Genomic DNA, 17,532 nt, shown 5'->3' with positions numbered 1-17,532 from the left:
GTCCACCGCCGGACCGATCCGTAGAATCGACGGCGATGCGACGTCTTCGGTGGTACTGGGGAGCCCTCGTCCTCGCGTGCGTGGCCTTGCTGGCCGGCTTCTTCGTCTTCTTCGGCTCGGAAAGCAAACCCGGGCGGCCGCAGCCGCGGCAGGGCCCGCCGGGCACCGGTCCGCTCACCGTCGTCGCGATGGGCGACAGCACCGTCTCCGGCGAAGGCGCCGGCCAGTACACCCCCGCCACCAACGGCCAGGGCGGCAACTGGTGCCACCGCTCCCCCAACGCGTTCGTCGAGAAGGTCGCCATCCCGGGTGTGACCGCGCACGTCAACTTCGGCTGTTCCGGCGCGCCCGCCGAGCAGGTCGCGCTCGGCGACGTCAAGCAGTGGACGGAGGGATCGCAGGCGCAGCAGCTGGCCACGCTGGTGAAGGACCACCGGGTGGCGGCGGTGGTGATCGCGGTCGGCGCGAACGACGAGCCGAAGTTCTCCAACCAGGTCAACGAGTGCTTCAAGGCGTGGTTCGACGCCGGCGGCCCGCCGTGCAGCACCGCGCTGAAGCGGACCTGGCAGTCCAAAGTGGACGCGATGGTGCCGAAGGTCGCGAAGGCGGTCTCGGACGTGAAGGCGGTGTTGGCGCAGGCGGGCTACGTCCCCGCGGACTACCAGCTGATCCTGCAGTCCTACGCGGCACCGATCGGCCCGGACCTGCCCGAGGACCTGCGCACCCTCAACGGCTGCCCGTTCCGCACCGAGGACCTGCGCTGGATCGCCCAGACCGGCATCGGCGTGCTGTCTTCGGGGCTCAAGGCGGCCGCCCAGCAGGCCGGCGCCCGGTTCCTGGACCTGGCCAAGGCGGGCGTCAAGCACGAGGCGTGCAGCGGCGGCGCGAACCCGGCGACGGAATGGTTCACCCGGCTGACACTGCAGCTGGCCGACCTCGGCCACGCCGAGCGCGCCGGGCACGCGCTGCAGGAGTCGTTCCACCCCAACGCCGCCGGCCACGCGGCGATCGCCAACTGCCTGACGGAGTTCGTCGCGGCCAAGGAGGGCAACGCCGCCTGTATCGCCGGCGCGGACGGCAAGCTCCACGCGGTCCCGGAGGTCGTCGCCCGCTGACCGCTCAGCGCACTTTGCGGACCGAGGTCGTGCCCACGTCCGCGTGGGTGCCGTCCGAGCCCATGACCTGCAGCGGCGGCAGCGGCAGGCCGTGGTCGTCGACCAGGACCGAGTGGGCCTCGCCGGCGGCGAAGGCGTGCCGTTCGCCCCACTGCCGGAGGGCGACGATGACCGTGAAGAGGTCGCGTCCCGCCGGGGTCAGGACGTAGACCGGCCGCCGTCCCGATGGCGCGGTCCGCCGGTCGAGGACGCCGCGGTCGGTCAGGCGGCGGAGCCGGTCGGTGAGGATGTTGCGGGCGATCCCGGTGCGCTGCTGGAAGTCGGTGAACGACCGCGCGCCGTCCATGGCGTCGCGGACGACGAGCAGGCTCCAGCGGTCGCCGACGAGGTCGAGCGTGCGCGCCACCGGACAGTCCGGGTCGGTCCAGCTGTCGGCCACCACTCCTCCTGAAGAGTTGCTGTTTGAAACCATTCTGCCGTACGGTCAGATCAGTTGCAATTCGCTACTGATGGGGGCGCGATGGGCCGGAACACGTTGCCGGCCGCGGTGTGCGCGGTCGCCGTCGCGAGCGTTTACGCCGCTCAGCCCGCGCTCGCCGGGATCGGCGCGGACCTGCGCGTACCGGCGGCGGACCTGGGCTGGCTCGTCGCGGCCGGCCAGCTCGGTTACCTGGCCGGGCTGGCGCTGCTGGTGCCCCTCGGCGATCTGGCGGACCGGCGCAAGCTCATCGCGGGCCACCTCGTGCTGACGGCGGCGGGCGCGGTCGTCGCCGCGGCCGCGACCCGGCTCTGGGTGCTGCTGGCCGGGCTGGCCGTCGCCGGTCTGTTCGCGGTCGTCGTCCAGACGACCGTCGCCTACGCCGCGGCGAGCGCCACGCCCGCGGACCGCGGCCGCACGCTCGGCGTGGTGACGTCCGGGGTCGTGCTCGGCATCCTCGGCGCCCGGGTGGCAGCCGGGGCGCTGGCCACGGCGTGGGGCTGGCGCAGCGTGTACGTCGTGCTCGCCGTGCTGCTGGTGACACTGGCGGGGCTGGCACTGAAGACGCTGCCGCCCGACCCGCACCCCCGCCGTTCCTCGTACCGGGACGTGCTGACGTCGCTGGGCGGGCTGTTCCGCGAGCGGCTGTTCGTCTCGCGCGGGCTGGTCGCGTTCTTCCTGTTCGCCTCGTTCGGCACGCTGTGGAGCGGTCTGGCGCTGCCCCTGGCCGCCGAGCCGTGGCGGCTGACCGAGGCGCAGACCGGCCTGTTCGGACTCGCCGGCCTGGTCGGCGCGCTGGGCGCCGCCCGCGCGGGCCGCTGGGCCGACGCCGGTTTCGCGCGCGCGGTCACCGTCGGTGCCCTCGCCCTGCTCGCCGTCTCGTGGGCGGCGATCGGGCAGGCGTCGTGGTCGCTGTGGCTCGTCGTCGCCGGCGTGGTCGTGCTCGACTTCGCCGCGCAGGCCGTACACGTGAGCAACCAGCATCTGCTGACCACCGCGCACCCCGACGCGACCAGCAGCGTCATCGGTGGCTACATGCTCTTCTACTCGCTCGGCTCGGCCCTGGGCGCCACCACGACGACGGCCGCGTTCGCCGTCGCGGGCTGGGCCGGTTCCAGCGTCCTCGGCGCGGTGTTCGCCCTGTGCGCCTTGGCCACCGGGCTCACAGGTCGAGCGCGGCCCGCAGCGCGATGTCGATGCGCTCCTGGACGTCCTGGTCGATCTCGGCGATCCGCTCGTCGAACCACGGGCGGTACAGCCGGGTGAGGTTGAGCGTGGACACCCAGTAGCGGGCGTCGATCGCCACGCCGAGGATGTCCATGGGGTCGCGGTCGAGCAGTTCGGTGCCGAGCAGCCACGGGCGCTCGGACTCGTTCACCCCGTCCGAGGACAGCAGCACCACCGTGCGCTGCCGGGCCGGTTCGGTCGGGGGGTGGTACGTCCAGACTTCACCCCTGCGCACGCAGATCCTTTTCCGCCGCGCTCCGCTCGGCCTCGTCCGACTCCGCGACGGCCGGTTCCGGCTTCTGCGGGGTGTAACCCGTGCGTACCGCCTCGCGCCTGGCCGCCTTCGACAGCCAGGACGAGACCGAGATTCCGTGGGCTTTCGCGGCTCGTTCGGCGAATTCCAGCGCGCCGCTGTCCAGCGAAAGCGTGACCTTACGTGTTGCCATACCTTTTACCGTACCAGCGCCCCGGCTGCCGGGCGGAGCGCTGGGTCAGAACGTGGGCGAACGTCCCTCGAACGGCGTAGAGAGCACCACCGTCGTGCGAGTGGACACCTTGGCGGCCTCCCGGATCCGGCGCAGCAGGTCCTCCAGCGCCAGCGGCGACTGGACGCGCACCAGCAGGATGTAGGACTCGTCGCCGGCCACCGAGTAGCACGACTCGATCTCCTTGATGTGCTGGATCCGCTGCGGGTAGTCGTCCGGTGCCGCCGGGTCGTTCGGCGTCAGCGAGATCAGCGCCGTCAGCGGGAGGCCGATCTGCTCGCCGTCGAGCCGGGCGGTGTAGCCGAGGATGACCCCGCGCTGCTCGAGGCGGCGCACCCGCTGGTGCACCGCCGACACCGACAGCCCGACCCGCTCGGCGAGGTCGGTGAAGCTGCGCCGCCCGTCCGCCGCGAGCTCCTGGACGATCGACTGGTCCAGCGGCTCCAGGCCGCCGGTGGTCATGCGTCCAGCACGACGAGCTCGTGCGGCTGGTTGTTGACGGACTCGACGCCGTCTTCGGTGACGATGACGATGTCCTCGATCCGGGCGCCCCACCGGCCCGGCTGGTAGATACCCGGCTCGACGCTGAAAGCCATGCCCGGCGCCAGCGGCAGCGCGTTGCCGGCGATGATGTAGGGCTCCTCGTGCACGTCGAGGCCGATGCCGTGCCCGGTGCGGTGGATGAAGTACTCCCCGAAGCCCGCCTCGGCGATGACGTCCCGCGCGGCGGCGTCGACGGCCTCGGCGGTGACGCCCGGCTTGACCGCGGCCACCGCGGCGGCCTGGGCGCGCTGCAGCACGGCGTAGGTCTCGGCCACGTCGGCGTCCCGCGGCGTCCCGACGGCGTAGGTGCGGGTGGAGTCGGAGTTGTAGCCGGCGGGCAGCGGGCCGCCGATGTCGACGACCACGACGTCACCCTTTTCGATGACACGGCCGGAGACGTCGTGGTGCGGGCTGGCCCCGTTCGGCCCGGAGCCGACGATCACGAAGTCCGCCTGGACGTGGCCTTCTTCGACGATGGCCGCGGCGATGTCGGCGCCGACCTCGGCCTCGGTCCGGCCCGGCCGCAGCCACTCGTGGACGCGGGCGTGCACCCGGTCGATGGCCGCGCCGGCCTCGCGCAGCGACGCGATCTCGGCGGCGTCCTTGCGCATCCGCAGCTCGCGGACCACGGGCCCGGCCAGGGTCTGCTCGGCGGTGCCGAGGGCGGCCCGCAGCGCGAGCACGTGCAGCGCGGGCGTGAAGTCGCTGACGGCGACCCGGCCGGGCTTGCCGAGCCGGTCGGCGACGAGCTTGTAGGGGTCGTCACCGTCGACCCAGGTGAGCAGTTCGACGCCGAGGTCGTCGGTGGGCACGTCGGCGTACCCGGGCGCCTCCAGCTTCGGCACGACGAGCGCGGGGGTGCCGTCGGCGGGGACGACGAGGGTGGTGAGCCGCTCGAAGGAGCCCCCGGCCTGCCCGAGCAGGTACCGCAGATCGGACCCGGGCGCGATCAGCAGGGCATCGGTACCGGCGGCAGCCGCGGCGGCGCGGGCACGGTCCAGCCGCGCCCGAAGGGCGGCAGCATCGGGAGCGGGCGTGTGGAGGGAACGACGCGACATGAAGGCGAGCCTAGTGGGGCGCCGGCCCCAGCGGCCGCGCCCGGGCCCGCGACATGCCGAGCCGGGTGACGCAACCCGGCGCCCGGCCGGGCAGCGAGGCCCTGCGCGCCGGCGACCCGGCTCTTGCGCCCCAATGTGGCCTTGGGTGCGTTGGACGCACCGAAGGCCACATTGGGGCGCATGGGGACCACTCGCCCGGGCCTCGGGCGTGGCAGGCTGTGCGGGTGACCGGATCCCTTGCCCTGCTCGACTCCGCGAGCCTCTACTTCCGCTCCTTCTTCGCCCTGCCCGACTCCATGCGCGCCGCCGACGGAACCCAGGTCAACGCCGTGCGCGGGTTTGCCGACACCATCGCGCGGATCCTCACCGACCGGCGGCCCGCGCGGCTCGTCTGCTGCCTGGACGCCGACTGGCGGCCGAAGTTCCGCACCGATCTGCTGCCCAGCTACAAGGCGCACCGCGTCGCCGAAGAAACCGGCAGCGGCCCCGACGTCGAAGAGGTCCCCGACACCCTCACCCCGCAGGTGCCGATCATCCTCGACCTGCTCGAAGCCTTCGGTTTCGCCACCGCCGAAGCCGCCGGCTACGAGGCCGATGACGTCATCGGGGCGCTCGCCACCCGCGAGAAGACCGATCCGGTCGAGGTCATCACCGGCGACCGGGACCTCTTCCAGCTCGTGCGCACCGAACCCACGCCCACCTCGGTCATCTACGTCGGCAAGGGCTGGGCCAAGGCCGAAGTCCTCGGGCCGGCCGAGATCGCCGAGCGCTACGGCCTGCCCCTCGAGACCGCCGGGCCCGCGTACGCGGACATGTCGATGATGCGCGGCGATCCCTCCGACGGCCTGCCGGGCGTCGCCGGCATCGGCGAGAAGACCGCCGCGAAGCTCATCACGCAGTTCGGCTCGCTCGAAGCCCTCGTCAAGGCGAGCGAAGCCGGCGACTCCGCCCTCCCGCTCAAGACGCGGCTGCGGCTGAAGGAGGCCGCCGACTACCTCGCCGTCGCCCCGACCGTCGTCCGCGTGGCCGTCGACGCGCCCGTCGAGCAGACCCGGCCCGACACCGTCCCCGCCACGCCCGCCGACCCCGCGCGGGTCGCCGAGCTGGCCGAGCGGTGGAACCTCGGCAACTCCGTCGAACGGCTCCTCAAGGCCCTGCCCGGCGCCTAGAAGTGCGTGCCGCACCACGGTGCGGTCCGCGTGGTGAACAGCTCGTCGGCCCGCCCGAGCGCCGCCGCGTCGCGGACGTCGACGCGGCCCGCCTCCGCCAGCGTCGTCGCGCTCCACTGCCCCAGGTAGAGCATGCCGAGGGTGTCGACGTCGAGGGCCAGGTCCGCGGCCGCGCCGGTGCGCCGGGCGCCGTCCGGGCCGATCTCGTAGTGCCCGGTGTTGGCCGGCAGCTGCCGGTCGGTCACCGCCAGCACCACCGGGCCGGCCGCGCCGTACGCGCGGCCGGCGAGCGCGGCCGCGACGTCGACCGGCCGCAGCCACAGGTCGTCCTCGACGGCGAGGGTGGCCGCGTGCCGGTGGTCGGTCAGCATCAGCGCGAGCGGCTCGTCGACCGGGCGAAAACGGGCGTGCACGCCGGAAACCAGGTCGACCGACAGCAGGTACCGCCACAGCGCGGCCCGCGCCCGCGGGTTCGCCGCGTGCAGGTCGTGCACGTCCAGCACCGCGCCGTCGTCCGGCGCCTCGAACCGCCGCCGGTTGATCGTGGCGTACACGACGAAGCCGTCGTCACCGTCCGGTCCACTGTGGACCGCGACGAGGTGCTCGCCGTCCACGACCTGCCGGTCGTGCGAGATCGGCCACCACTGCTCCGGACGCCCGATCATGCCCGGCCGGTGCAGCCCGATCCGCCGGTACAGCCCGGGAATCTCCTTCACCGCATCCTCCGGCGAGAGCAGCCGGACGTCGCCGCCGGCCGCCACGCGCTCGTGCAACCGGGCCGCGGGCCGCTGCACCCGCACGGTCTTGCCCAGCGTGGCCGACCCGTAGCCGAACCGCCCGTAGATCGTCGGTTCGCTGGCGTGCAGGACGGCCAGCGGCACCCCCCGGGCGGCGAAGCCGGCCAGCTGCGCGGCCATCATCGCGGTCAGCACCCCACGGCGGGTCCGGTCGGGGCGGACGCCGACGCCCTCCACCGCCGCCACCGGCAGCGTCCGCCCGCCCGGGACGGCGATCTCGGTGTCGTAGGCACTGACGATCCCGATCGGGCTCCCGCCTTCGAACGCGCCGAACTTGTGCGCGGCGGGCCAGGACTCCCCCACCCGGGCCCAGCGTTCGTCGGTGACGCGCTGGGTGTGCAACGCCCGGCGCAGCACGTCGAACGTGCTGCGCCGCTCTTCCTCGGTGATCGGGCGAACGTCGAAAGCGGTCATGTTCCCGATCTTGCCGCGCGACCGGCGAGTCCGGAATGCGGTTTTCCGCAAAGCTCAGAAGTAGCTGCCGCTCCACGCCGCCACCCGGGTGCCGAAAAGCAGGTCCGCGGCCGCCGGCGCCCGCGGGTCGAGGACCTCGATCCGCCCCGCGTCCGCCAGCGCCGACGGCCGCCAGGTGCCGAGGTAGACCATGGCCAGGGTGGTGACGTCCATGCGGAGCCCGGCCGGCCCGTCCGTGCGCCCGGCGCCGTCCGGGGTGACGAGGTAGCCGCCGCTGTTGCCGGGCAGCAGCGGGTCGGTCACCTCGACGACCACCGGGTCGGCGTGCCCGTACTCGCGGGCGGACAGGGCCGCGCCGACGTCGACGAGCCGCAGCCAGTGCTCGTCCTCGATCCCGCCGACCTTCCCGCCGCGGTGGTCGGCCAGCAGCAGCTCGATCGGATCGTCGAGCGGCCGCGATTCGGCGGCGATCCGGTCCACCAGGTCGATGCCGAGCAGGAACCGCCACAGCCCCGCGAACGCCGTCGCCGAGCCTGCGAACAGGTCCGACACCTCCAGTGTCGTGGTCCACGGGTGGGCCATCGCCCCGTCGACGTGGTAGATCGCGAACCCGTCCGGCCCACCGGGGCCGTGGTGCACGACCGCCTTCGCCGGCGTGGCGTGCCGCCGCAGCTGCATCTCGTAGAGCCGCCACAGCACGTCGGGCCGGGACATCATCCCCGGCCGGTGCTCGAGGCCGTCGTACACCCCGGGACAGACCTCGAGGGCCCGCTCCAGGTCCAGCAGCTCCAGTTCGCCGCCCACCGGCGCGTCCGGCCGCAACCGCGCCCGGCGCGGGTCCAGGCTGTAGGTGCGGCACCGCGTCGCCAAGCCGTAGCCGAACCGGCCGTAGATCCCCGCCTCGGACGCGAGCAGGTTCGCGAACACCACCCCACGCGCGGCGAAGTCCTCCAGCTGCGCCGTCATCAACGCCCGCAGCACACCCCGGCGGGTGCGGTCGGCACGGACACCGACCGAGGTGACACCCACCGTCGGCCGCCGCGCCCCACCGGGCACCGTCAGCTCCGCGTCGAACGACCGCGCGGTCCCGACGAGCTCCGGGTCGAACGCCCCCAGCGCGCCGCCGGGCTGGTAGTACCGCGCCGCGTACACCCATTCGGCGTCGTCGGACGGCGGCATGTGCACGGTTTCCCGGAACAGGTTGCTCGCGGCCCGGTGCTCCGCGGTCGCCAGCGTCCGGATCTCGAAGTCGCTCATGCCCGGATCATCTCCGGAAACGCCGGAGCCCGGCCACCGGATAAGTGGCCGGGCTCCGCAAGCACTACTTCGCGACCGGCGGGGAAACCTCGTAGTTGCCGCCGTCGCCCTTCACCGTGATCGGCACCTGCTGCGGCTTGCCCGCGATCGTGGCGGTGCACTCGAACTTCGCCCCGTCCTCCACCTTCTGCTCGGCGGGACAGGTGACGCCGGTGACGCCGTCGATCTTGTAGGTCTCGGTCAGCAGCTTCTGCACGTCGGTCTGCATCTGGGTGTTGTTGAAGACCTGCGTCTTCAGGAACCCCGGCGCGACGAACCCGAGAACGAGGAACACGGCCACCGCCGCGACCACCGCGGCGACCCCGATCAGCAGGCCCTTCTTCGACTTCGCCGGCTGCTCCCCCTCCGGCGCGCCCGCGCCGGGGAACTGCCGGCCGTAGTCGTACTGGCCGCCCGGCGGCTGCTGCCCGTACTGCGGCTGCGCCTGCGGCCCGCTCTGCGGGTACGCCCCACCGGGCTGCTGCCCGTACTGCGGCTGCGCCTGCGGCCCGCTCTGCGGATACCCACCGCCGGGCTGCTGCCCGTACGGCGGTGGCTGCTGGCCCCACTGCGGCTGCTGCGGCGGGGCGTACCCGCCCGGCTGCTGCCCCCACTGCTGTGGTTGCTGTGGTTGCTGGGGTTGCTGCGGCTGGCCCCACTGCTGTTGCTGGTTCGGGTCGTAAGAAGGCTGCTGCGGCTGCCCCCACTGCGGCTGCTCCTGCGAGCCGCTCGGCGGGTACGCGCCGCCCGGCTGCTGCCCGTACTGGGGCTGCTGTGGGTCGTTGCCGCCATACGGCGTGCTCATCGTCTGCCTCCGCCTGCTTCACTCATCTCGCTGTCCACCCCGAAACACCGCCCAAGCCGCGCACACACGGTGTCGCCCGCGATCCAACCACAGGTCGGACCCGAGCACACGTGTCCACGCGCACCGGTCACCCGGCCGCCGAGCTGCGCTAACACCAAGTTCACGCCGCGCCCGCGGCCACGACCCCGCGACGCAGCGCCTTCACCGCGTCGGCCGCCGCCGCACCCACCGGATCCGCCTTGCCCAGCACGTCCCGGATCTGGTCGAGCAGGTCGATCACCTGCCGCGACCAGCGCACGAAGTCACCCGCCGACAGCTCCTGCCCGTTGGCCTCCGCCGCGGTCAGCACCTTCTCCAGGGATTCACCCCGCGCCCAGCGATAAACCGGCCACGCGAACCCGGCGTCCGGCTCCCGCGTCCGGTCCAGCCGGTGCCGCCGCTCGTCGTCGGCCAGCTCCACCCACAACCGCGCCGTCTCCTGCCACGCCTCCGGCACCGCACCACCCGGCAACCGCGGCTCACCGGCGGTGTCCCGGCGCGCCTCGAACACCAGCGTCGACACGACCGCCGCCAGCTCGGCCGGGTTGAGCTGGCGCCACACGCCGTGCCGGATGCACTCCGCGGCCAGCAGATCCGACTCGCTGTAGAGCCGGGTCAGCCGCCGGCCGTGCTCGGTGACGCGGTCCTCCCCGTCCCCCGCCGACTCCGGCCCCAGATAACCGCGCTCACCCAGCAAGGCCAGGATCCGGTCGAACGCCCGCGCCAGCGAGTGCGTCGTCGCCGCGACCTTCCGCTCCAGCTGCTGCGTCTCCGCGGCCAGTCGCTGGTAGCGCTCGACCCACCGCAGGTTCGCCTCACGCTCGGCCAGCCCGTGGCACGGGTGCGCCCGCAGCGCCCGCCGCAACGCCGCCAGCTCACCGTCCTCGTTCGCCCCCGACCGCCGCTTCTGCCGGCCCGGCAACGAAATCCCGGCGTTCCGCAACGTCGAGGCGATGTCCCGCCGCGTCCGCGGCGACCGCAGCTCGATGTGCTTGGGCAGCTTGATCCGCCCCAGCGCCTCCACCGGACCGGGGAAGTCCGCCACCGACAGCGGCCCCGACCACCGGTCCTCGGTCACCACCACCGGACGCGGCTCCCGGATCGGGTCCAGCCCCGGGTCGACCACCACGGCCAGCCCCGCCCGCCGGCCCGCCGGCACCGCGATCACGTCACCCTTGCGCAGCTTCTCCAGCGACTCCGCCGTCCCGGCCCGGCGCGCCACCGTGTTCTGCCGCGACAACGCCTTCTCCCGCGTCGAAATCTTCGAGCGCAGCTCGACGTACTCCAGCATCTCGTCGAAATCGCCGGTCACCGCGGCCGTGTAGCCCTTCAGGGCCTCCTTGTTCCGCTCGATCCGCCGCGCGGTCCCCACCACCGACCGGTCGGCCTGGAACTGCGCGAACGACTGCTCCAGCAGCTCCCGCGCCTCGGCCGCACCGACCTGGGCCACCAGGTTGACCGCCATGTTGTAGCCCGGCCGGAACGACGACCGCAGCGGATAGGTCCGCGTCGACGCCAGCCCGGCGACCTGCTTCGGGTCCACCCCCGGCTGCCACGCCACGACGGCGTGCCCCTCGACGTCGATCCCGCGCCGCCCCGCCCGGCCCGTCAGCTGGGTGTACTCCCCCGGCGTCAGGTCGACGTGCGCCTCGCCGTTGTACTTCACCAGCCGCTCGAGCACGACCGTGCGGGCCGGCATGTTGATCCCCAGCGCGAGGGTCTCCGTCGCGAACACGACCTTCACCAGCCCGCGGACGAACAGCTCCTCCACGGTCTCCTTGAACGCCGGCAACAACCCCGCGTGGTGCCCGGCGATCCCGCGCTCCAGCGCCTCCCGCCACTCCCAGTAACCGAGCACGCCGAGATCACCCTCGGGCAGGTCCGCCGTGCGCTCCTCGATGACCTTCCGGATCTCCTCGACCTCGCCCGGCCCGTTCAGCCGCAGCCCCGACCGGACGCACTGCGCCACCGCGGCGTCACACCCCGCCCGCGAAAAGATGAACACGATCGCCGGCAGCAACCCGGCCCGGTCCAGCTGCTCGACGACGTCCACCCGCGACGGCGGCCGGAACCGCGGCATCCGCGGCGGCGCGCCCCGGCGGCCCCGCGGCCCGCGGAACCCCGCCGGCGCGTACTGGCGGCCGATCTCCTCGGTCCGGCGCAACAACGTCGGGTTGATCCGCAGCTCGGCGTTCGGCGCGTGCACGTCGTCGCCCGCGAACAGGTCCAGCAGCCGGTTCCCGACCAGCATGTGCTGCCACAGCGGCACCGGCCGGTGCTCGTCGACGACGACCGTCGTGTCGCCCCGGACCTCCACCAGCCACTCGCCGAACTCCTCGGCGTTGCTGACCGTCGCCGACAGCCCCACCACCCGGACGTGTTCGGGCAGGTGCAGGATGACCTCTTCCCAGACCGCGCCGCGGAACCGGTCGGCCAGGTAGTGGACCTCGTCCATCACGACGTACCCGAGGTCGGTGATCGTCGACGAGCCGGCGTAGAGCATGTTGCGCAGTACCTCGGTGGTCATCACGACCACCTGCGCCGAGCCGTTGATCGAGGTGTCGCCGGTCAGCAGGCCGACGGCGTCGGTGCCGTAGCGGGCCACGAGGTCGGCGTACTTCTGGTTCGACAGCGCCTTGATCGGCGTCGTGTAGAAGCACTTGCGGCCCTCGGCCAGCGCCAGGTGCACGGCGAACTCGCCGACCACCGTCTTGCCCGCCCCGGTGGGCGCGCAGACCAGCACGCCGTGGCCGTCCTCGAGGGCCTCGCACCCGCGGATCTGGAACCGGTCGAACTCGAAGGACACCTCCGCGGCGAAGCGCGTCAGCTGGGGGTACTTCCCGCGGCGCGTGGAGGCCGCATAGGCCTCGGCCGGGGACGGAGAAGGGCTACTGGCCACCTCGTCAGGGTTCCACATCCCCCCGGCGGTCCGCACGCCGCGTGACCGATACCCGGTCCTGGCCGGTTTTTCGTTCGTGCCGGTAGCCGTTGATCAAGAAAACCGGCCCGCAGTATAGGTCGTTATACACCGGAACCGGGTGCTGCCGGGCCGCGTCGGAGCGGGCATGACCGAACCGTGCCCGAGCTGCGGCCTCCTGGACCGGGTGCAGCACGTGCCCGCGGCCTACCACGGCGGCCACTCGTACTACCGCGGCCAGGGCCCGGCGGTCGCGGTGCCGGCCGGCGACGGCGTGGTCGTGACGAACGGCCAGGTCAGCGGCGTGACGGTGACGGCGGTGGCCCGGGCACTGGACCCCTTCCCTCCCCCGCGCCGCGGCGGCGGCCTCCTGGCGGCGGCGATCGCGCTGGCGATGGCCGGGAGCTGTTTCCTGCTGCTGCCGCTCTCGGCGGCCGACGACCCGCCTCCGGGCGGCGCGGCGGCGAAGGCGCTGGGGTTCGCGGTGCTCTCGTTGCCGGCGTTCGCGGTGTACGTCGCCGTGGGTGTGCTGGGCTGGTTGTACGTCCGCCGGGTGCGAGCCCACCGCCGGCAGCGGCGCGGGGTGCCGGCGGCCCGGCAGGTGTGGGAGCAGGGCTGGTTCTGCCACCGCTGCGGCGGCGTGTACTTCGCCGACGCGGGACGCCTGCTGACCCCGGCGCACTTCCGGCACCTGGTGGCCCGGGCCGGCGGCTACGACCGTTAGGCCAGCACCGTGAGCGCGCCCGGCACGCAGCTGGCCGTCACCGGGACCGTGCCCTGCGGTTCCCCGTCGGCGTAGGCGGGCCACGTGTTGCCGGCCAAGGTCACCGCGCGGGCGCGCAGCGTGCGGACCGCCGGGTGGGTCACGTGGTTGCCCGTGCGCAGGCCCGGGAGCATGCGGATCAGGCCGCGGCGGGTGGCGTGGCCGATGATCGTCACGTCGAAGACGCCGTCCTCGGGGTCGGCCGTCGGGCAGATCGGGACGCCGCCGCCGTAGAACCTCGTGTTGCCGATCGCCACCAGGGTCGCGTCGAGCTCCAGGCGCTCGGTGCCCGTGTCGACGACCACCGGGCGGGCGCGGAACGCCGCCAGCTCGGCCAGGATCGCCACGTCGTAGCGGCGCGGTCCCGACGGCCACCGCATCCGGTTCGCCCGCTCGTTGACGCTCGCGTCGAACCCCGCGCACAGCACCGTCGCGAACCACGTGTCGCCCACGCGGCCGAGGTCGATCCGCCGCCGGGCACCCAAGCGCAGGGCCGCCACCAGCGCGTCGACCGCCGGGAGCGGCTCGCCGGGGATGCCGAGGGCGCGGGCGAAGTCGTTGCCGGTGCCCGCCGGGACCAGCCCGAGCGCGACAGCGTTGTTCGCGCAGAACTGGACGCCCTGGTGCGCGGCGCCGTCGCCGCCGAGCACGATCAGGACGTCCAGGCCGGCCGCGTGGGACGACCGCATCAGCGCGCGGGACTCCTCGACGCTGTGGGCGACCAGCACGTCGAGCCGGTCCACCGCCGTGCGCAGCCGCTCGGCGACCGTGTCGGCGATCCGGGCGGCCGCGCCGTGCCCCGACGCCGGGTGCACGGCGAGCGCGGCGTGCAGTCCCACTAGGTGACGTCGTCGGTGCTCGACCGGCCACCGGACGCGGTCGGGGCGGACGGCCCGTCGTCGATGGTGCTCGGCGTGTAGTCGAACGGGGCGGCTTCGTCGTCGGCGAGCTTGTCCCAGCCCTCGTCGCCACGGGCCTTTTCGAGCTTGCGGTCGTGGAAGCGGGCCATCTGCACGGCGATCTCGAACAGCACGGTGAGCGCGCCGGCGAGGCCGAGCATGGAGAACGGGTCCGAGCCGGGGGTGGCGAACGCCGCGAAGACGAAGATCGCGAACACGATGCCGCGCCGCCACTTCTTCAGCTGGACGTACTTGACCACGCCGACGCGGTTGAGCATCACCACCAGCAGCGGGAGCTCGAAGCTGATGCCGAAGATGATCAGCAGCGACAGCAGGAACGAGATGTACTTGTCCGCGGTCAGCGCGGTGACGAACGCGTCCTGCCCGAAGCCCATGAGCAGTTGCAGGGCGTGCGGGAAGAGGACGTAGGCGAGCACGGCGCCCCCGGCGAACAGCACCGACGCGAACGCGACGAACGTCAGCGCGTACTTGCGTTCCTTGCTGTACAGGCCGGGCGCGATGAACGCCCAGAGCTGGTACAGCCAGGCCGGCGAGAGCAGCACGGCCCCGGCCGCGATGCCGACCTTCAGCTGCGTCATGAAGGCCTCGAACGGCACGGTCTGCAGCAGCCGGCACCCTTCGGCGCTGTCGAGCCGCCGATCCGGCGGGATGGCGCAGTACGGGTCCTTGACGAGGTCGCCGAGCGACGGGATCGGCCCGATGTGCGTGCCGAACCAAATGAACCCGAAGATCCCGCCGATCACCACCGCGAGCAACGCGAAGCCGAGTCGGCGGCGGAACTCGTAGATGTGCTCGATGAGCGTCATCGTGCCGTCGGGGTTGCTGCGACGGCTGCGCTTGCGCCGCTTCGACCGGCGGCTGTCACCGTTTCCGGAGGCGGGTTCCGCCACGGGTTGTTCCGTTCTCGTCGGAGTCCGCGCGGAACGCACCGGGACCGGCGCGCTCCGCGGACAGGGGACCAGGTGTTGCTGAACCGCTCAGCTGACGTTCTTCTGCGGCTGGTCGGCGGCCTGCTGCTTCTTCAGCTCGTCGAGCTGCCGCTGCAGGTCGGCGACCTGCTGGTCGGTCGAAGCGGGCGTGGCGGGCTTGGCCGGGATCTGCTTCGTGTCGGCGGGCTCGGCGTCTTCGTGCGCCGCGGCCTTGTCGCCGGTGAGGTCCTTGGTCTCGGCCTTGAAGATCTTCATGGACTTGCCGATGGACCGGGCCGCGTCGGGAAGCCTCTTGGCCCCGAACAGCAGCACGACGACGAGCACCAAGATGATCAAATGCCACGGCTGCAATCCGTTCAGCATGGTGGCCTCCTATCTGCGTCTGGTAGGGATGTTACTGGTTTTCCGCTTTGTGGCGGCGCTGCGCGAACGCGACGCGCAACCCCGCCGCCCGGGCACGGACGAGCCCCGCCCGGTCCTGGGTGTTCGTAGCCACCATGCTTGCGGTCCGCCGGAAAGCACGCAAGACCTTGACGGTCCGCACCAGCAGGACCACGAGGACGGCGAGGCCGAGCACGATGAGCACAGCGGTGGGCAGGTACGGCACGCCGTCAGCCTAGTGGTCGCAGGTTGACGGAAGGTGACGGGCTCGGGCCACCGCGTCGGCGGCCCGGCGACCGACGTCGGCGGCAAGGTCCGCCGGGCTCTCCACCAGCGCTTCCCCGCCCAGCCCCAGCACGAGACGCACCATCCACGACTGGTCGGCGTAGCGCATCCGGATCCGCAGCCGGCCGCCGTCGAGCTCGTCGAGCTCCTCGCACGGGTAGTACTCGGCTACCCAGCGTGCGTCCGGGTCGAGGACCAGGACCGCCTCCCGCTGATCGGGCCGCTCCCGGAAGACACCCTCGGAGATGTCCGTGGGGTGGGCGTGCGCGGGCGGCCGCGACGGCTCGCCGAGGATCGCCAGCTCGTCGATCCGGTCCAGCCGGAACAGCCGGACGCCTTCGGCGCGGCGGCACCAGGCCTCGAGGTAGCCGACCGCCTGGACGATCAGCAGCCGCATCGGGTCGACCGTGCGCTCGGTGATCTGGTCCTTCGAGGCGGTGTAGTAGCGGATCCGCAGCGCCCGCCCGTCCTGCAGCGCGCGGGCGACCTCCTCGCGGGTCCGGGCCGTCTTCTTGCCCTCGCGCACTCCCCCGCCGACGACCACCCCGGCCGGCTGGGCCTGCCCGGCGGCGGCCTCGATCTTGGCGATGGAGCGGCGCACGGCGTCGCCGTCGACCACGCCCGGCGTCTCGGCCAGCGCCCGCAGCGCCACCAGCAGCGCGGTCGCCTCGCCACCGGTCAGCCGCAGCGGGCGGCTCATCCCGGCGTCGTGCGTGACGACGATCGTGTCGCCCTCGAAGGACAGGTCGATCAGGTCGCCGGGGCCGTAGCCGGGCAGCCCGCACATCCACAGCAGCTCGAGGTCCTTGCGCAGCTGCTTGGGCGAGACGTCGAAGTCCTGCGCCGCGTCGTCGATGCGGACACCCGGGCGCGCCAGCAGGTACGGCACGAGCGCGAGCAGCCTCGGCATCCGGTCGGTGGACCCGCTCACCGCGCACTCCCCTGCCGGGCGACGACGGCTTCGAGGCGGTCCTGGACGCTCTTGGCCAGCACGTCGGGTTCGAGCACCACGACGTCCGGCCCCTGCGCGCTGATCCAGTCGGCGGCGGACTCCGGGTAGAGCAGGCCGATCTCGACGAGGTCGCCCTCTTCGCCGTCGACGGCGGCGCGGCCGACCACGGTGCCGCGGCGGCGGACCCCGGCCGCGCGGCCGTCGGCGACCCAGACCCGCGCGGTGGTGACCGGCGACGGCTCGCTGTCGCCGGTGGCCGTGACGAGCTTGAGCAGGTTGACCCCCTCGGGACGCCGGACCTCGCCGGGCTTGCCGACCGGGCGCACCTGCCCGGTGACGCGGGAAAGCCGGAAGCAGCGGGTGGCCCCGCGGTCGCGGTCGTGCCCGACGACGTACCAGCGGGCCCGCCACGACACGACACCCCACGGTTCGAGGGTCCGCATGATCCGCTCCGGCGAGCCGCTGCGGCGATACTCGAAGCGCACGGCCTGCCCGTTCTGGACCGCGGCCAGCAGCGGCCCGAACGCCGGTTCGGCGCGCACCCGCGGCTCGACGACGGTGGGCGCCTGGTCGTCGACCTCCAGGCCGGCGGCGCGCAGCTTCACGAGCGCGCCCTGCGCCTGACCGGTGAGCTCCGGGGAGTCCCACAGCCGTGACGCCAGCGCGACCGCGGCGGCTTCATCAGGGGCGAGGTCGATTTCGCCGAGTTCGTAGTCGCGGCGGGCGATGCGGTAGCCCTCGATCGCGTCGAACGCGGAGTTGCGGCCGGTTTCCAGGGGGATGCCGAGCTCGCGCAGCTCGGTCTTGTCCCGTTCGAACATCCGGAAGTAGGCGTCGTCGCTGGCCGCGTCGCCGTATCCGGGCACGATGCCGCGGATCTTCTCGGCAGTGAGGTACTGCCGGGTGGACAACAGGGCCAGCACCAGATTGACCAGCCGTTCGGCACGTGCGGTGGACAC

19 protein-coding genes are annotated in these 17,532 nt (G+C 73.0%); 4 read left to right on the top strand and 15 right to left on the bottom strand.

The genetic code is table 11. The features are described 5' to 3' along the window. Positions 1-35: 35 nt before the first annotated feature. Positions 36-1,115 (top strand): GDSL-type esterase/lipase family protein, encoded by a 1,080-nt coding sequence (locus tag I4Q55_RS14935; RefSeq protein ID WP_206788331.1) that lies wholly within the window; start codon positions 36-38, stop codon positions 1,113-1,115. Between the two features lie 4 nt (positions 1,116-1,119). Here I4Q55_RS14935 and I4Q55_RS14930 read toward each other — a convergent pair whose 3' ends face one another. Further along, on the bottom strand, positions 1,120-1,587 hold the full coding sequence (locus I4Q55_RS14930) for a helix-turn-helix domain-containing protein (protein WP_206788330.1): 468 nt from the start codon (positions 1,585-1,587) through the stop codon (positions 1,120-1,122). Positions 1,588-1,635: 48 nt separating this feature from the next. Between I4Q55_RS14930 and I4Q55_RS14925 the strand changes: the two genes are divergently transcribed. Further along, positions 1,636-2,859, top strand: a complete 1,224-nt coding sequence (locus I4Q55_RS14925) for an MFS transporter (RefSeq protein WP_206788329.1) — start codon at positions 1,636-1,638, stop codon at positions 2,857-2,859. Here I4Q55_RS14925 and I4Q55_RS14920 read toward each other — a convergent pair. The 4 genes from I4Q55_RS14920 to I4Q55_RS14905 are packed head-to-tail and all read right to left on the bottom strand — an operon-like array spanning position 2,756 to position 4,906. Further along, the gene (locus tag I4Q55_RS14920) at positions 2,756-3,055 is read right to left on the bottom strand and encodes a hypothetical protein (protein WP_003092405.1); all 300 of its coding nucleotides are present in this window, start codon (positions 3,053-3,055) and stop codon (positions 2,756-2,758) included. The genes I4Q55_RS14925 and I4Q55_RS14920 overlap by 104 nt on opposite strands. After that, a complete protein-coding gene (locus tag I4Q55_RS14915) occupies positions 3,042-3,266 on the bottom strand; it encodes a hypothetical protein (protein ID WP_206788328.1) in 225 nt (74 codons plus the stop codon). The genes I4Q55_RS14920 and I4Q55_RS14915 overlap by 14 nt, the downstream gene beginning before the upstream one ends. 45 nt (positions 3,267-3,311) lie before the next feature. Further along, positions 3,312-3,767, bottom strand: coding sequence for an Lrp/AsnC family transcriptional regulator (locus tag I4Q55_RS14910; protein ID WP_043786019.1), 456 nt, complete (start codon positions 3,765-3,767; stop codon positions 3,312-3,314). Beyond that, positions 3,764-4,906 (bottom strand): Xaa-Pro peptidase family protein, encoded by a 1,143-nt coding sequence (locus I4Q55_RS14905; RefSeq protein WP_206788327.1) that lies wholly within the window; start codon positions 4,904-4,906, stop codon positions 3,764-3,766. Before I4Q55_RS14905 ends, I4Q55_RS14910 begins: the two co-directional genes overlap by 4 nt. A gap of 224 nt (positions 4,907-5,130) precedes the next feature. On the opposite strand from I4Q55_RS14905, the gene I4Q55_RS14900 reads away from it, so the two are divergent. After that, on the top strand, positions 5,131-6,075 hold the full coding sequence (locus I4Q55_RS14900) for a 5'-3' exonuclease (protein WP_206788326.1): 945 nt from the start codon (positions 5,131-5,133) through the stop codon (positions 6,073-6,075). Here I4Q55_RS14900 and I4Q55_RS14895 read toward each other — a convergent pair. From I4Q55_RS14895 to I4Q55_RS14880, 4 genes are all read right to left on the bottom strand, one after another. After that, positions 6,072-7,286: a GNAT family N-acetyltransferase gene (locus tag I4Q55_RS14895; protein ID WP_206788325.1), complete on the bottom strand. Its 1,215-nt coding sequence runs from the start codon at positions 7,284-7,286 to the stop codon at positions 6,072-6,074. The genes I4Q55_RS14900 and I4Q55_RS14895 overlap by 4 nt on opposite strands. Before the next feature lie 54 nt (positions 7,287-7,340). Beyond that, positions 7,341-8,543, bottom strand: coding sequence for a GNAT family N-acetyltransferase (locus tag I4Q55_RS14890; RefSeq protein WP_206788323.1), 1,203 nt, complete (start codon positions 8,541-8,543; stop codon positions 7,341-7,343). Positions 8,544-8,607: 64 nt separating this feature from the next. Continuing rightward, on the bottom strand, positions 8,608-9,387 hold the full coding sequence (locus tag I4Q55_RS14885) for a DUF4333 domain-containing protein (protein WP_206788322.1): 780 nt from the start codon (positions 9,385-9,387) through the stop codon (positions 8,608-8,610). A 160-nt stretch (positions 9,388-9,547) separates the two neighbouring features. Further along, on the bottom strand, positions 9,548-12,343 hold the full coding sequence (locus tag I4Q55_RS14880) for a DEAD/DEAH box helicase (protein ID WP_242545991.1): 2,796 nt from the start codon (positions 12,341-12,343) through the stop codon (positions 9,548-9,550). Between the two features lie 148 nt (positions 12,344-12,491). Between I4Q55_RS14880 and I4Q55_RS14875 the strand changes: the two genes are divergently transcribed. Next, entirely contained in the window at positions 12,492-13,067 is a 576-nt protein-coding gene (locus I4Q55_RS14875; protein ID WP_206788320.1) for a hypothetical protein, read from the top strand. Here the strand turns inward: I4Q55_RS14875 and I4Q55_RS14870 are convergent. The 6 genes from I4Q55_RS14870 to I4Q55_RS14845 form a co-directional block, all read right to left on the bottom strand. After that, positions 13,064-13,945 (bottom strand): diacylglycerol kinase family protein, encoded by an 882-nt coding sequence (locus I4Q55_RS14870; RefSeq protein WP_206788319.1) that lies wholly within the window; start codon positions 13,943-13,945, stop codon positions 13,064-13,066. The genes I4Q55_RS14875 and I4Q55_RS14870 overlap by 4 nt on opposite strands. Continuing rightward, positions 13,945-14,916: a twin-arginine translocase subunit TatC gene (gene tatC / locus I4Q55_RS14865; protein ID WP_206788318.1), complete on the bottom strand. Its 972-nt coding sequence runs from the start codon at positions 14,914-14,916 to the stop codon at positions 13,945-13,947. Before tatC ends, I4Q55_RS14870 begins: the two co-directional genes overlap by 1 nt. 87 nt (positions 14,917-15,003) lie before the next feature. Then, positions 15,004-15,318, bottom strand: a complete 315-nt coding sequence (tatA, locus tag I4Q55_RS14860; protein WP_206788317.1) for a Sec-independent protein translocase subunit TatA — start codon at positions 15,316-15,318, stop codon at positions 15,004-15,006. A 31-nt stretch (positions 15,319-15,349) separates the two neighbouring features. After that, positions 15,350-15,562 (bottom strand): bacteriophage holin, encoded by a 213-nt coding sequence (locus I4Q55_RS14855; protein WP_206788315.1) that lies wholly within the window; start codon positions 15,560-15,562, stop codon positions 15,350-15,352. Positions 15,563-15,571: 9 nt separating this feature from the next. After that, positions 15,572-16,552, bottom strand: coding sequence for a YafY family protein (locus I4Q55_RS14850; protein ID WP_206788314.1), 981 nt, complete (start codon positions 16,550-16,552; stop codon positions 15,572-15,574). Continuing rightward, positions 16,549-17,532 (bottom strand): YafY family protein, encoded by a 984-nt coding sequence (locus I4Q55_RS14845; protein WP_206788313.1) that lies wholly within the window; start codon positions 17,530-17,532, stop codon positions 16,549-16,551. Before I4Q55_RS14845 ends, I4Q55_RS14850 begins: the two co-directional genes overlap by 4 nt.

The sequence above is a fragment of the Amycolatopsis sp. MtRt-6 genome (genome assembly GCF_017308975.1).
In the GTDB taxonomy this organism is placed as follows: Bacteria; Actinomycetota; Actinomycetes; order Mycobacteriales; family Pseudonocardiaceae; genus Amycolatopsis.
This window is presented reverse-complemented; position numbering and strand designations above follow the sequence as displayed.